We start from the raw sequence: 13,101 nt of genomic DNA, 5'->3' as shown, positions 1-13,101 counted from the left end.
GCGCCCGCCCCGTGGGGGGGCGGGTCGGGCGCTGCCCGGCCTCACGGCCGGGCGATGCAAGCGCCTCAGCCCTTGCCCCTCCCCTTCAGGAAGGCAAAATCGCACCCTTCATCGGCCTGCAGCACATGGGCCGCATAAAGCCAGTCATAACCGCGCCGGGTCTCAAGCGGCGGGGTGGGCCGGCGCCATTCGGCGCGGCGGCGGGAAAGCTCCTCCTCGCTCAACAGAAGCTCGATCCTCTTTTCCTTCACCGACAGCCGGATGCGGTCGCCCGTGCGCACGAGCGCAAGCGGCCCGCCCACCGCGGCCTCGGGCGTCACGTGCAGCACGATGGTGCCGAAGGCGGTGCCCGACATGCGCGCGTCCGAGATGCGGATCATGTCCTTCACCCCGCGCGCGGCAAGCTTCTTCGGGATCGGCAGGTATCCCGCCTCGGGCATGCCCGAGGGGCTCTCGGGGCCGGCATTCTGCAGCACCATGATGTCATCGGGGGTGATGTCGAGCTCGGGGTCGTCCACCCGCGCGGCGAGATCGGCGAGCGAGGAGAAGACAACCGCCCGCCCCTCATGCTCGAAAAGCCGCGCATCGGCTGCCGAGCGCTTCAGGATCGCCCCGCGCGGCGCGAGATTGCCGAAGAGCGCCACAAGCCCGCCCTGCGGCTCCAGGGGTTCGGCCGCCGAGGCGATCACGCGGCGGTCGACGTATCCCGCGTCATGCGCCAGTCGCTCCCCAAGCGTCTCGCCGGTCACGGTCATGGTGTCGAGATGCAGAAGGGGCCGCAGCTCGCGCAGCACCGCCCCCATGCCGCCCGCGGCGAAGAAATCCTCCATGTAGCCCTCGCCCACGGGCTTGAGGTTGACGAGAACCGGGGTCTCGTCGGAAAGCGCGTTGAGGCGGGCGAGCGGCACCTCGATGCCGAGCCGCCCGGCAATGGCGGTGAGGTGGATGATGGCGTTGGTCGAGCCGCCGAGCGCGAGGAGCACGCGCAGCGCATTCTCCACCGATTTCTCGGTGATGATCTCGCTCGGCCGGATCGGGCGCGCGATCATCCGCGCCGCGGCAACGCCCGAGGCCTCCGCCGCCCGCAGCCGGTCGGCATGCACCGCCGGGATGGCGGCGGTGCCGGGCAGGCTCATGCCCAGCGCCTCGGCAATGCAGGCCATGGTCGAGGCGGTGCCCATCACCGCGCAGGTTCCGGCGGTGGTGGCCAGCCGGCTTTCCACCGTGGCAATCTCATCAGCGTCGATCTCGCCTGCGCGATACTTTGCCCAGAAGCGCCGGCAGTCGGTGCAGGCGCCAAGCCGCTCGCCCTTGTGCCGGCCGGTCATCATCGGCCCCGCCACGAGCTGCACCGCCGGCACGTCGGCCGAGGCCGCGCCCATCAGCTGTGCCGGCACCGTCTTGTCGCAGCCGCCCACCAGCACCACGGCATCCATTGGCTGGGCGCGGATCATCTCCTCGGTGTCCATCGACATCAGGTTGCGGAATTTCAGGCTGGTGGGGCTGAGGAACACCTCGCCGAGCGAGATGGTGGGAAACTCCACCGGCAGCCCGCCCGCCATCAGCACGCCGCGCTTCACCGCCTCGATCAGCTCGGGAAAGTGCCGGTGGCAATTGTTGAAGCCCGAGGCGGTGTTGGCGATGCCCACGATCGGACGGGCGAGCGCCTCGCGCGAATAGCCCATGGAAGCGGCGAAGGAGCGGCGCAGATAGATCGAGAAATCGCGGTCGCCGTAATTGGTCAGCCCGCGGGCCAGCCCGTGTTCGGGGGTGTCGTCACTCATCTCGGTGGCCTTTTCAGCGGACGGGGTTGAGCTTCACGCCGCCCCATTAAGCCCCGGCAGGCGCGCGGATGCCAAGCCACCGGCGGGCAACGCGCGGGGCGTTGCGCCGGTGGCCCTTTCCCTGCCCTCCCTCCTGCCCGATACTCTGCACATGACCCGCGAGCCTGCGACCTTCAACGTCACTGCCCCTTCGCTCGCCGACATCGAGGCGATGGCGGAGGCCGCCGTGGCCGCCCTGCCCGAGCCGTTTCGTGCAGCGGCGCGGCAGGTGGTCCTGCTGGTCGAGGACTTTCCGCCGACGGAGATTCTCGAAGAGATGGGCATTGACGACCCCTTCGAGCTCACCGGGCTCTACGAGGGCATCCCGCTGACGGAAAAATCGGTTGCCGACCAGCCATACGCCCCCGACACCGTGCGCCTGTTCCGCCGTCCCATCCTCGAGGAGTGGATCGAACGCGGAGACGTGGCGCTTGACGCTCTGGTGGCGCATGTCGTGGTGCACGAGCTCGCCCACCACTTCGGCTGGTCCGACGAGGATATCGCCCGTATCGACCGCTGGTGGGAATGAAACCGGCGCGAAGATCACGAAAGCTTGAGCGCCCGCAGGATGGGCAGGCGCTATCGTCCGACGGGAGGATGACAGCAACCGCACCGCCATGAGGGATTGATCCATGAACGCTAGACTCACCCGACGCGCAGCGCTCGCTTCCGCGGCCGCGCTGCCTCTCGCCGCAACGCTGGCCCCGGTGCAGCAGGCTGGGGCCGCAGCCCACGGCGCCGCGCCGGAGAACGCGCGCAAGTTTTCATTCCAACTCGGAGCGTTCCGTGTCTCGACCATTCTCGCGGGCAGCCGTGCCGTGGAGAACCCCCAGACGATCTTCGGCCTGAATGTCTCCCCCGAGGAGTTTGCCGCCGTTAGCACGGCCGCCTTCCTGCCAACCGACAAGGCGCAATTCTTCTTCACGCCGACCGTCGTCGACACCGGCTCGCAGGTCATTCTTTTCGATACCGGCCTTGCCGCGGGAGGCACGCTGGGCGCGCTGGCCGAAGCCGGCTACGGCGCGGAGGACGTCGACCTCGTCATCATCACCCACATGCATGGCGACCACATCGGCGGGCTGATGAACGAGGGCGCGCCCACCTTCCCGAACGCCACCTATGTGACCGGGCAGGTGGAATTCGACGCCTGGGCCAAGATGGAAAACGAGCGCTTCGAGGCCAACATGCGCCCGCTTGCCGAGCGCACCCGTTTCGTGGGCGATGGGCAGGAAGGCGCCCCCGGCATCACCGCGGTGGCCGCCTTCGGCCACACGCCCGGTCACATGGCCTGGCACCTCGAAAGCGAGGGGCAGCGCATTCTGGTGATGGCCGACACGGCCAATCATTATGTCTGGTCACTGGCCCATCCCGACTGGGAAGTGCGCTTCGACATGGACAAGGCGGCCGCGGCGGCCACGCGCAGACGTATCCTCGGCATGGTCGCCGCTGAACGCATTCCGCTCATCGGCTACCACATGCCCTTCCCTGGAATCGGCTACGTCGAGACGCGCGGCGACGGCTTCGCCTACGTCCCGCACAGCTACCAGCTGCTTCTCTGAATGGGCGGCAAGGGCACGCGGCGGCGGACCGCGTCGCCGCGCATCGCCCCGCCCCCGGTGGAGCCGCGCGCAGCATCCACGACTCGTTCTTGTCGCATTGAACGCGTCTCGCGCTGCCGCAACGACGGCCCCGGCCGACACGCAGTCAGGCCCGGACGGCATACGCAGTTCTCGGAGGGGCGACGCTGGTGCTGCCGGAGAGATTTGAACTCTCGACCTCTCCCTTACCAAGGGAGTGCTCTACCCCTGAGCTACGGCAGCGCCGATGCGCGCCCCATTAGACGCTCCGCGCGCGCGGCGCAAGCGCAATCTGGACCAATTTCCCGCTCTCCGCTAGAGAGGCGGGCATGAAGGGAAGAACGGGCCAGAACAAGACCTCCGGCGCGACAGGCAAACGGCGGGATGAGGCGCGCGAGGAGCGGCTGAAAGCCGCCTTGAAGGCCAATATCGCCCGTCGCAAGGCGCAGGCCCGGGCGCGCAGCGCCACGATTGCGCAGGGAAACACGAGCGGGGACTGAGAACAGATGGATTCGATCGTCGTTACCGGCAATGGCCCGCTTGCCGGGGAAATTCCCATTGCCGGAGCGAAGAACACCGCTCTCAAGCTGATGTGCGCCGCGCTGCTGACCGAGGAGCCGGTGACGCTGACGAACGTGCCGCGCCTGACGGATGTGGTCACGCTTGGTCAGCTTCTCGAGAGCCTCGGCTGCGAGGTGGCCCGCCTGCAGGAGGGCCGCGCGCTGGTGATCTCGGCGGCCGAGATCCGCGAGCGGCGCGCGCATTATGACATCGTGCGCAAGCTGCGCGCCTCCTTCAACGTGCTGGGGCCGATGGTCGCGCGGCTGGGGGAGGCCATCGTGTCGCTGCCGGGCGGCTGCGCCATCGGCGCGCGGAAGGTGGATCTGCATCTCGAGGCCCTGCAGAAGCTCGGAGCCGAGATCGAGCTCCGGGAGGGATACGTGCATGCCTCGGCACCGAACGGGCTGAAAGGGGCGGTCATCGAATTTCCGTTTGTCTCGGTCGGCGCCACGGAGAACGCGCTCTGTGCGGCGGTGCTGGCGAAGGGCACGACCGTGCTGCGCAACGTGGCGCGCGAGCCCGACACGGTGGCGCTCGCCGACTGCCTCAACGCGATGGGCGCGCGCATCGAGGGGGCCGGCAGCTCGGAAATGGTGATCGAAGGGGTGGAGCGGCTGCACGGCGTCACCCACCGCGTGATTCCCGACCGGATCGAGCTTGGCACCTACATGATCGCCCCGGCGATTGCCGGCGGTGAAGTGGAGCTCCTGGGCGGGCGGCGCGAGCTGGTTGCGGCGCTTGCCGACAAGCTCGAGGAAGCGGGGATCGAAGTCACCGACACGCCGCGCGGGCTGAAAGTTCGCGGCACCGGGCGGGCGCGGGCGGTGGATGTGACGACGGCGCCGTTTCCGGGCTTTCCGACGGACCTGCAGGCGCAGATGATGGCACTGATGTGCACGGCCGAGGGGGTGGCGCGGCTCGAGGAGACGATATTCGAGAACCGCTTCATGCATGCGCCCGAACTGATCCGCATGGGCGCCAAGATCGATGTGCACGGTGGCGTGGCGACGGTGACGGGCGTGGAGCGTCTGAAGGGAGCGCCGGTGATGGCAACCGATCTGCGTGCTTCCGTGTCGCTCATCCTCGCCGGTCTGGCAGCGGAGGGAGAGACGGTGGTGAACCGCGTCTATCATCTCGACCGGGGCTACGAGCGGGTGGAGGAGAAGCTCGGCGCCTGCGGGGCAAAAATTGAAAGGATCAGGGGCTGATGGCGCGCGACGCAACGGATGCAAGGTTCGAGGATGTCCCGGGCGACGAGCCGCTGCGGCTGCTGGCGCTTGACGAGGAAGACCTGAAGGTCATCGCCGCCCTGGCGCAGGATGCGGTCTTCCCGGTCTCGGAGATCCGCTGGCTGGCGCGCGAGCGGCGCCTGGCCATTCTGCTCAACCGCTTTCGCTGGGAGGACAAGGAGGCGGCCGAGCGGGAGGGAAGGCCCTACGAGAGGGTGCGTTCTCTGCTGGTGATCGACAATGTTCTCCACGTCGCAAGCCAGGGATTTGACCGAAGCGACGACGACCTTGTGCTGTCGCTCCTCGACATCGAATGGGAGCCGGGCGACCCGCCGGGGGGGCGGCTTGTGCTGGTGCTGGCCGGCGACGGGGCCATTGCCGTGGATGTCGAGGCGATCGAGGTCGGCCTGAAGGATGTCACGAAGCCCTATGTCGCCCCGTCGGGAAAGGCGCCTGATCATGGCGTCTGAACTCATGCGCCGCGGGGGGGCGCTGCCCCCCGCCTTCGGCTCCCCCCGGGGTATTTCGGCCCAAGGTGATGCACAGCAGGGCTGGAGGAAGTCGTGCCGGTCTTTCTGAATACCCGAGATGCCGATTTCGAGCCGCGTTTCCGCGCGCTTCTGGAAGCCAAGCGCGAGGATGCGCCCGACGTGGATGCGACGGTGGCGTCCATCATCGAGGACGTGCGCGCGCGCGGCGACGCGGCGGTGATCGAGTTGACGGAGCGTTTCGACGGGGTGCGGCTGACGGCCGCGACCCTCGCCTTCAGTGCCGAGGAGATCGATGCGGCCTGCGCTTCGGTGCCCGACGACGAGCGCGAGGCGCTGGAGCTCGCGGCCGAGCGCATTCGTGCCTATCATGCCCGCCAGACTCCCGACGACGCCCGTTGGACCGACCCGGAGGGTGCCGAGCTTGGCTGGCGCTGGTCGCCGGTCGAGGCGGCGGGGCTCTATGTACCGGGCGGGCTTGCCTCCTATCCCTCCTCCGTGTTGATGAACGCCATTCCCGCCCAGGTCGCCGGGGTGGAGAGGCTGGTGATCTGTGCGCCGACGCCGGGCGGGGCCGTGAACCCGCTCGTCCTGCTCGCGGCACGCCTCTCGGGCGTGGAGACGATCTATCGCATCGGCGGGGCGCAGGCGATCGCCGCGCTTGCCTACGGCACCGAGACCATCGCGCCGGTGGACAAGATCACCGGCCCCGGCAACGCCTATGTGGCCGCGGCCAAGCGGCGGGTGTTCGGGAAGGTGGGCATCGACATGATTGCCGGTCCGTCGGAGATTCTCGTGATTGCCGACGCCGACAATGACCCGGACTGGATCGCGCTCGACCTGATGAGCCAGGCCGAGCATGACGAATCGGCGCAGGCCATCCTCGTCACCGATGATGCCGCCTTCGGGCAGGCGGTGGCGCAAGCCGTGCTGAAGCGGCTCGAGATGCTTGAGCGGCGTGCCATTGCAGGGGCAAGCTGGCGCGACCATGGCGCGGTGATCGTGGTGCGCGACCTCGACGAGGCGGCGGAGATTTCCGACCGGGTGGCGCCTGAGCATCTGGAGCTGTGCGTGGCCGACCCGGACGCGCTGGCGGCGAAGGTGCGCCATGCGGGGGCGATCTTTCTGGGCAAGTGGACCCCCGAGGCCATCGGCGACTATGTCGGCGGGCCCAACCACGTGCTGCCGACCGCGCGCTCGGCACGCTTCTCCTCCGGGCTGTCGGTGCTCGACTTCATGAAGCGCACGACGCTGGCGCGCATGACGCCCCGCGCGCTCAAGGCGATCGGACCGGCGGCCGAGGTTCTGGCTCGCTCGGAGTCGCTCCAGGCGCATGGGCTCAGCGTGGCCGCGCGGCTCGCCCGACTGAACCGCGAGGGACAGGGCTGATGGCGCGGCTCAGCAAGATCGAGATCGACGATTCGAGCCTGCCGCCACCGACGCCGGAGATCGAGCAGGAACGGCGCGTGGCGATCTTCGATCTTCTCGAGGACAATTCCTTCACCATTCCCGCGCGCGAGGGGCGCGCGGTGCCGGAGGGGCCCTACGAGCTTGCGCTGTCCATCCGCGACCGGCGGCTCGTGTTCGACGTGCGGACCGAGGACAGGCGGCCGGTTGCCGAGTTCCACCTCGCTCTCGGGCCGTTCAGGCAGGTCGTGAAGGACTATTTCCAGATCTGCGAGAGCTATTTCGACGCGGTCAAGACGCTGCCGCCAAGCCAGATCGAGACGATCGACATGGCGCGCCGGGGCATTCACAACGAGGGTGCGCGCATCCTCATGGAACGGCTCGCAGGCAAGGCGGAGGTGGACATCGACACGGCAAGGCGGCTGTTCACGCTGGTGTGCGTGCTGCACTGGGGAGGCTGAGGCGGTGCACAAGGGCCGCTTTCCTTCCTCGGTGCTGTTCTGCTGCGATCACAACTCGATCCGCTCGCCGATGGCCGAGGGCATGATGAAGAAGTTCTACGGCCAGCGCGCCTATGTGCAGTCGGCTGGGGTTCGCAACGACCGCGAGATCGACGGGTTCACGGTTGCCGTTTGCCGCGAGATCGGTGTGGAGCTCGAGCGGCACCGCACACGCTCCTTCGACGAGATGCAGGAGTGGGGGGATGACCTTTCGGGCTTCGAGCTGATCGTGGCGCTGTCGCCGGCGAGCCAGCGGCGGGCCCTTGAACTGACGCGCTATTTCCATCTCGATGTGGAATACTGGCCGGTGATCGATCCGGCCGGGCTTGGCGAGCGGCGCGAGGAGAAACTTGCCGCCTACCGTCAGGCGCGCGATCAGATACGCGAACACATGCTGGCCCGCTTCGGCCCCCCGACCGAACAGGAGGAAGATGAATGACCATCAGGCTCGAGGTTCTGACCGGCGAGGCGCTGGAGGAGCGGCTTGACGATCTCGCCCGGCTGAGATGCGAGGTGTTCCGCGAATGGCCCTATCTCTACGCGGGCGAGGAGGCCTACGAGCGCGCCTATCTTGAGCATTACCGTGGCGAGGGGCAGGCTGTCATGGTGGCGGCCTTCGTTGGTGATGCGATGGTGGGCGCCTCGACCGGAGCGCCTCTGGCCTCCCATGCGCCCGAATTCGCCCGCCCCTTCGAGGAGCGTGGAATCGCGGCCGAAACTGTCTTCTATTTCGGCGAGAGCGTGCTGTTGCCCCAGTATCGCGGGCAAGGCACGGGGGCGCGGTTCTTCGAGCTGCGCGAAGAGCACGCCCGCGCACAGGGCTTTCGCATCGCGGCATTCTGCTCGGTGTTGCGGGAGGATACCCATCCCTTGCGTCCGCCGGCCTGGAGCGGGCATGACGCCTTCTGGCGGCGGATGGGCTACCTGCCGATGCAGGGCGCGGTGGCGCGTTTCTCATGGACCGACATCGGCAACGCCGTACCGACCGAGAAACCGCTTCAGTTCTGGTCTAAGCTGCTGTGAAACGGGAACTCAAAAGGGGCTGGGTGACGGTTGCCGCCGCCGCCTACCCGCTCGACCGGCTGGAGGACTGGGCCGCTTACGAGGCAAAGCTCGCGCGCTGGGTCGAGGAGGCCGTGGAGCATGGCGCCGATCTGCTGGTGTTCCCCGAATACGCGGCGATGGAGCTGGCCGCGCTCGGGGACAATCCCGGCGACATGGAGGCGGCGGCACGTACCGTCTCGGCGCTGATGCCGCGGGCGAACGCGCTCCACGCAGAGCTGGCCTCGAGGTTTGGCGTGCACATCCTGCGGGGCTCGGCTCCCTGCTTCGTCGGCAGCCGTCCGGTGAACCGCGCCCGACTTTTCTTGCCGGATGGGCGCTCGGCGGCCCAGGACAAGCAGATCATGACCCGTTTCGAACGCGAGGAATGGAGGATCCGCCCCGGCGGGCCGCTGCGGCTGTTTGACACCGTGCTAGGCCGGATCGGCGTGCTCATCTGCTACGACGCGGAGTTTCCGCTTCTGGCCCGTGCGCTCGTCGAGGCGGGAGCGGAGATAGTGCTCGTGCCGAGCTACACCGAGGCGGTCACGGGCTTCATGCGTGTGCGCATCGCCGCACGGGCGCGGGCACTCGAAGGGCAATGCGTGGTCGTTCAGGCGCCGGCCATCGGCCGCTCGGAATGGTGCGGAGCCACCGACGGCGCCCGCGGGGCAGCGGCAATCTTCGGCCCGCCGGACGGTGACTTTCCGGTGGACGGCGTGCTTGCCGAGGGCGAGCTTGACCGCGCCGGCTGGGTGATGGCCGAGGTGGACCGGGCCGCCATCGCCGAGGTGCGGCGAGAGGGGCGGGTGCTCAATGTGGCGCACTGGCCCGAGCAGCACGCACGCCTCAAGGGCGTGGAAAACGCGCAATTCACCGACTCCGAGCTTGAAAAAGCGGACGATTAGGCGCATCTAACCAGCGCCCGCGGGCTGGCGGGTGTTCAGCGAAGGAGTCATCATGGCCAAGGAAGAGCTGCTCGAATTCCCCGGGGTCGTGAAGGAACTCCTGCCGAACGCGACGTTCAGGGTCGAGCTTGACAACGGCCATGAGATCATCGCGCACACGGCAGGGAAGATGCGCAAGAACCGCATCCGTGTTCTCGCCGGAGACAGGGTGCAGGTGGAAATGACCCCCTATGATCTGACCAAGGGTCGGATCACCTATCGCTTCAAGTGAGACCGGCGTGCCGGCACCGCGTGAAGCCGCGCCGGCAGGCGGCCTGAGCCGGCTGCCCCATCGCCGCCTCATCCTCGGCTCGGCAAGCCCGCGGCGGCGCGAGATTCTTGCCCAGCTGGGCTACGAGCCCGAAGAGGTTCGCCCACCGCACATTGATGAAACCCCGCTGAAGGGCGAATTGCCCCGCGCCTACGCCCGGCGGCTTGCCCGCGAGAAGGCGGAGGCACTGGAACCGGCCCCGGATGAGGTGATCCTCTGCGCCGACACGACAGTCGCGCTCGGGCGCCGCATCCTCGGCAAGCCCGAGGATGAACGCGAGGCGGCATCCTTCCTGCGCGCGCTTTCGGGGCGTCGGCACAGGGTGATCACGGCGGTCGCGGTGCGCGATGCCGCGGGCATCCGCGAGCGTGACGTTGTCAGCCTTGTGCGCTTCAAGCGGCTGTCGGAGGAAGACATCGCCGAATATCTCGCCACCGGCGACTGGCGCGGAAAGGCCGGCGGATACGCCATCCAGGGCCCGGCCGCAGGGCTCATCCCCTGGGTTTCCGGCTCGTGGAGCGCAATCGTCGGCCTGCCCGCCTATGAGACACGGCAATTGCTGCGGGCCGCCGGGCTTCGGCCCCGTCATTCGCAAGAGGCGCACGCATGAAAGGGGCGAGCATCTGCCTTGACCGGCTCGAGGGCCGCCCCGCCGCTGCGCTCATCATCAACGGGAGAGTCGATGACCTTCTGATCACCCCGCCTCCCGAGGCGGGGCCGGCGCCCGAGACCATCCTGCGGGCGGTGGTGGAACGTCCCATCAAGGGCCTCGGGGGAAGCATCGTGAGGCTGCCCGGCGGAGCCTCGGGATTTCTGCGCAAGGGCGAACCGGTGCGACCGGGGCAAAGGCTGGCCGTCCAGGTGACGGGCTGGGCCGAACCCGGCAAGGCGATACCGGTGACAACCAGAGTGCTGCTCAAGTCGCGTCACGCGATGGCAACGCCGGGCGCGCCGGGCATCAACATTTCGCGGCGCATTCGCCATGCCGAGGCCCGCGAGCGCCTCGAGGCGGCCGCGCGAGAGGCTGCGTTTCCCGTGGATGTCGGGATTGTCCTGCGCACGGCGGCAGAGTTGGCATCGGACGAGGAGCTGCGCGCCGATCTGGCCGCGCTCAGGGCGCTTACCGACAGGTTCTTCGCCCTCGCCGCAGCCGAGGGGGAGCCAGCGCTCCTGCTTCCGGCGCCGGATGCCCACGAGCTCGCCCGCCGCGAGTGGTCGGCACGCAACCCGCGCCCGCGTGAAATCGAAGGCTTCTCCGCCCACGGCGTCCTGGAGGCCATCGATGGCTTCCTTCTGCCCGAGGTTCCGTTGGCAGGCGGCGCATGGGCATCGATCGAGCCCACGCGGGCCTTTGTTGCCGTTGATGTCAACACCGGGGCCGACATGTCTCCCGCCGCCGGGCTGAAGGCGAACGTCGCGCTCGCGCGTGAACTGCCCCGTCAACTGCGCTGCCGGGGCCTTGGCGGGCAGATCGTTGTTGACCCCGCCCCGATGCCGAAAGTCCGCCGCAGGCTTCTCGAGCAGGAGTTTCTGCGCGCGCTGGCCGAAGATGGCGTGGAGACCACCCTGATGGGCTGGACGCCTCTTGGTCACGTCGAATTCCGGCGCAGGCGCGAGCGCCTTCCGCTGCTCAGGGCGCTCGGCCGTGCATCAGGCTGAAGATGGGCGAAGATGGATGTGGAAAATCGCCAGACCCCTCTGGACAGCGCCGCGATCCGATTCTAGACAACCGCCACCCCGGCGCCGCAAAGCACCGCGCGCCACCCGTGCCCGGGTAGCTCAGGGGTAGAGCAGTGGACTGAAAATCCTCGTGTCGGTGGTTCGATTCCGCCCCCGGGCACCATTACAACCTCCGCGATAATCCGTGATCGTCCGATGTGTCTGTTAACATTGGACTTTCGACTTGTGATTGTGCAGCAAGTTCCGTGTTTGTTCACGTACAGCCGCGAAAATTGGGGGCAGATACAGGGGTACGATTTTGCTATCAAACGGGCATGCCTTTGAGCGATATCGCATTGAAAAACCTCAATGCCTTCGGATCGACCCTACAAGAAGGCCGACCAGTTCGGGCTCTACATTCTGGTCAAACCAAACGGCTCCAAGCACTGGCGGTTCAAGTATCGCTTCGGTGGCAAGTAGAAACTGATGGCCTACGGGCCTTACCCGTTGATTTCCTTGAAGGAAGCACGTGACAAGCGCGATCGAGATCGAAAGCTGCTCCTGGAAGGAATCGACCCTGCGACCGTCAAGAAGGAGCGCAAGCGGGCCTTCGAGGTCGAGCGGCGCGGGCAGTTTCGCACTGTGGCAGCCGAGCTTCTGGAGAAGAACAGGCTGGAAGGTCGCGCGCGAAACACGCTGAAGAAGAAGGCTTGGTTGATCGAGATGGCCAACGAGAATCTGGGCGATCTGTCGGTGGAGTCGATCACACCCAGCGAGCTGCTGGCCGTGCTGAAAAAACAGGAGGCCGCCGGAAATTTCGAAACGGCGTCGCGCCTGCGGACCACCATCGGCGAAGTCTTCCGCTACGCCATCGCCAGCGGTCTTACCAGCAACGACCCGACGCAGCCGCTCAAGGGGGCACTCGTACGCAAGCGCGTACAGTCACGTGCCGCGATCACCGACCCCAAGCGCCTTGGCGAGCTCCTGGTCGCCATCGACACCTACGGAGGCTACCGGGTGGTCGCCCTCGGCCTGAAACTGCTCGCCTTGCTCCATGTCCGCCCAGGCGAGCTGCGCCTTGCGACCTGGCCCGAATTCGATCTTGAGGCTGCGACCTGGGCCATCCCAGCGGAACGCATGAAGATGCGCCAGCCACATGTCGCGCCATTGCCGCGCCAAGCCGTTTCAATCCTGAAGGAGTTGCAGGAGATCGGACACCCGAAGGCCATGGTGCTTCCGTCCCAGCGGTTGCGGATCAAGCCGCTGAGCGAGAACACGTTCAATCAAGCGCTGCGCAAGATGGGGTTTTCGAAGGAGGAGATGACCGCCCACGGCTTCCGCGCCACCTTCTCGACGCTGGCCAACGAGAGCGGCAAATGGAACCCGGATACCATCGAACGCGCCTTGGCGCATGTCGACGGCAACGAGGTGCGCCGTGCCTACGCGCGCGGGGCCTACTGGAACGAACGGGTGAAGATGGCCCAGTGGTGGGCCGACACACTGGTGACCTGCCCCCCGCAAAATCCCTCACCATGATGTAGAGTCTGCTCAACCCTGAAGGAGCAGACGACATGAGGAAAAGCCGTTTCACCGAGGCG

15 protein-coding genes, 2 tRNA genes and 1 pseudogene are annotated in these 13,101 nt (G+C 67.3%); 16 read left to right on the top strand and 2 right to left on the bottom strand.

From position 1 onward, the window contains the following. Positions 1-65 precede the first annotated feature (65 nt). On the bottom strand, positions 66-1,784 hold the full coding sequence (locus BLQ14_RS06845; protein ID WP_092499546.1) for a dihydroxy-acid dehydratase: 1,719 nt from the start codon (positions 1,782-1,784) through the stop codon (positions 66-68). 151 nt (positions 1,785-1,935) lie between these two features. Between BLQ14_RS06845 and BLQ14_RS06840 the strand changes: the two genes are divergently transcribed. Beyond that, positions 1,936-2,352 carry a metallopeptidase family protein gene (locus BLQ14_RS06840; protein WP_092499544.1) on the top strand — a complete coding sequence of 139 codons (417 nt, stop codon included), beginning with the start codon at positions 1,936-1,938 and terminating at the stop codon, positions 2,350-2,352. A 103-nt stretch (positions 2,353-2,455) separates the two neighbouring features. After that, complete coding sequence (locus BLQ14_RS06835) at positions 2,456-3,382, top strand: MBL fold metallo-hydrolase (RefSeq protein WP_092499542.1); 927 nt, start codon at positions 2,456-2,458, stop codon at positions 3,380-3,382. Positions 3,383-3,568: 186 nt separating this feature from the next. Here the strand turns inward: BLQ14_RS06835 and BLQ14_RS06830 are convergent. Further along, a tRNA-Thr gene (locus BLQ14_RS06830) sits at positions 3,569-3,643 on the bottom strand. Positions 3,644-3,729: 86 nt separating this feature from the next. On the opposite strand from BLQ14_RS06830, the gene BLQ14_RS15375 reads away from it, so the two are divergent. The 14 genes and pseudogenes from BLQ14_RS15375 (at position 3,730) to BLQ14_RS06770 (ending at position 13,039) form a co-directional block, all read left to right on the top strand. Further along, positions 3,730-3,900 carry a hypothetical protein gene (locus BLQ14_RS15375; RefSeq protein ID WP_170068367.1) on the top strand — a complete coding sequence of 57 codons (171 nt, stop codon included), beginning with the start codon at positions 3,730-3,732 and terminating at the stop codon, positions 3,898-3,900. Between the two features lie 6 nt (positions 3,901-3,906). Then, a complete protein-coding gene (murA, locus tag BLQ14_RS06825; protein ID WP_092499540.1) occupies positions 3,907-5,169 on the top strand; it encodes a UDP-N-acetylglucosamine 1-carboxyvinyltransferase in 1,263 nt (420 codons plus the stop codon). Further along, entirely contained in the window at positions 5,169-5,660 is a 492-nt protein-coding gene (locus BLQ14_RS06820) for a DUF2948 family protein (protein ID WP_092499538.1), read from the top strand. The genes murA and BLQ14_RS06820 overlap by 1 nt, the downstream gene beginning before the upstream one ends. 93 nt (positions 5,661-5,753) lie before the next feature. Beyond that, a complete protein-coding gene (gene hisD, locus BLQ14_RS06815; protein WP_092499536.1) occupies positions 5,754-7,067 on the top strand; it encodes a histidinol dehydrogenase in 1,314 nt (437 codons plus the stop codon). Beyond that, entirely contained in the window at positions 7,067-7,546 is a 480-nt protein-coding gene (locus tag BLQ14_RS06810; RefSeq protein WP_092499534.1) for a UPF0262 family protein, read from the top strand. The genes hisD and BLQ14_RS06810 overlap by 1 nt, the downstream gene beginning before the upstream one ends. Before the next feature lie 4 nt (positions 7,547-7,550). Further along, positions 7,551-8,024: an arsenate-mycothiol transferase ArsC gene (locus BLQ14_RS06805; RefSeq protein ID WP_281220840.1), complete on the top strand. Its 474-nt coding sequence runs from the start codon at positions 7,551-7,553 to the stop codon at positions 8,022-8,024. After that, entirely contained in the window at positions 8,021-8,608 is a 588-nt protein-coding gene (locus BLQ14_RS06800; protein ID WP_092499532.1) for a GNAT family N-acetyltransferase, read from the top strand. The genes BLQ14_RS06805 and BLQ14_RS06800 overlap by 4 nt, the downstream gene beginning before the upstream one ends. Before the next feature lie 23 nt (positions 8,609-8,631). Then, positions 8,632-9,534, top strand: coding sequence for a carbon-nitrogen hydrolase family protein (locus BLQ14_RS06795; protein WP_092499530.1), 903 nt, complete (start codon positions 8,632-8,634; stop codon positions 9,532-9,534). Between the two features lie 52 nt (positions 9,535-9,586). Beyond that, a complete protein-coding gene (gene infA, locus BLQ14_RS06790) occupies positions 9,587-9,805 on the top strand; it encodes a translation initiation factor IF-1 (protein WP_092499528.1) in 219 nt (72 codons plus the stop codon). A gap of 52 nt (positions 9,806-9,857) precedes the next feature. Then, positions 9,858-10,454 (top strand): Maf family protein, encoded by a 597-nt coding sequence (locus BLQ14_RS06785; RefSeq protein ID WP_092500201.1) that lies wholly within the window; start codon positions 9,858-9,860, stop codon positions 10,452-10,454. Beyond that, complete coding sequence (locus BLQ14_RS06780; RefSeq protein WP_092499525.1) at positions 10,451-11,503, top strand: ribonuclease E/G; 1,053 nt, start codon at positions 10,451-10,453, stop codon at positions 11,501-11,503. Before BLQ14_RS06785 ends, BLQ14_RS06780 begins: the two co-directional genes overlap by 4 nt. Before the next feature lie 109 nt (positions 11,504-11,612). Next, positions 11,613-11,687, top strand: a tRNA-Phe gene (locus BLQ14_RS06775). A 185-nt stretch (positions 11,688-11,872) separates the two neighbouring features. Beyond that, positions 11,873-12,040 (top strand): annotated as a pseudogene (locus BLQ14_RS15515) (Arm DNA-binding domain-containing protein); the annotation flags it as partial. Between the two features lie 105 nt (positions 12,041-12,145). Further along, entirely contained in the window at positions 12,146-13,039 is an 894-nt protein-coding gene (locus BLQ14_RS06770; RefSeq protein WP_425412092.1) for a tyrosine-type recombinase/integrase, read from the top strand. The last annotated feature ends 62 nt before the right edge of the window (positions 13,040-13,101 follow it).

It is taken from the genome of Meinhardsimonia xiamenensis (assembly GCF_900102905.1).
Taxonomy (GTDB): Bacteria; Pseudomonadota; Alphaproteobacteria; order Rhodobacterales; family Rhodobacteraceae; genus Meinhardsimonia; species Meinhardsimonia xiamenensis.
Note: the sequence above shows the minus strand (reverse complement) of the source record. Positions and strands in the feature narration are given on the sequence as shown.